We start from the raw sequence: 770 nt of genomic DNA, 5'->3' as shown, positions 1-770 counted from the left end.
TCCCTCCCCTGGCCGGCACCCGAAGCCTTGGCTCTGAAATTCGTCGCCCACCATCTCTGGCAGCCTGATCAGCGCGACATCGACCCCCAACACGGAATGCCGGCCGATGTCGAGCAGAGCCTGCGCGAACAACGGTTTCTCAGATCGCTAGGGCCGCATGCGCCCGATACGGTGCGCCGGCGGCTTGCCAGCTGGTCGACGCTGACGAAATGGCGCGGGCTGACGGGTGTCTTCTCCTCCCCTTCGCTGAAGTCCGCAATCCGTCTTGCTGTCCGCGCGACACCGCGGCCAAGGAAACGCAAAAGCGCCAAGGCGGTGACCGGCGACGTCTTGGCAAATATGCTCGCGACCTGCAGCACCGACAACCTTCGTGATATCCGCGACCGGGCAATCCTGATGGTGGCTTTTGCCTCGGGCGGACGGCGTCGCAGTGAGATTGCCGGTCTGCGCAGGGAGCAGCTCACCGCCGAGCCACCAATCACCGTCGAGGGGGCCCCTCCCCTCCCCTCTCTCGCCATTCACCTCGGTCGCACCAAGACGTCAGGTGCCGAAAGCGATGAGGTCGTTTATCTGACGGGTAGACCTGTGGATGCGCTGAATGCCTGGCTTGCGGCCGGAAGGATCGAGGCGGGGAGCATTTTTCGCAAGATCGATCGCTGGGGGAATGTTTCGAAGCGCGCGCTGGAGCCGAGTGCAGTCAACCAGATCGTCAAACAACGGGCGGAGATGGCTGGACTGGAGCCTGGGGAGTTTTCGGCGCACGGGCTGCG

General features: G+C 64.0%; 1 protein-coding gene. It reads left to right on the top strand.

Annotated elements, in window-relative coordinates; all coding sequences use genetic code 11:
- Positions 1–770, top strand: a 770-nt coding sequence (locus G6K99_RS23190; RefSeq protein WP_174198117.1) for a tyrosine-type recombinase/integrase, incomplete at both ends; no start/stop codon positions are given.

Origin of the sequence: Neorhizobium sp. AL 9.2.2, assembly GCF_013317225.1 — a bacterium.
Lineage (GTDB): Bacteria > Pseudomonadota > Alphaproteobacteria > Rhizobiales > Rhizobiaceae > Neorhizobium > Neorhizobium soli.
This window is presented reverse-complemented; position numbering and strand designations above follow the sequence as displayed.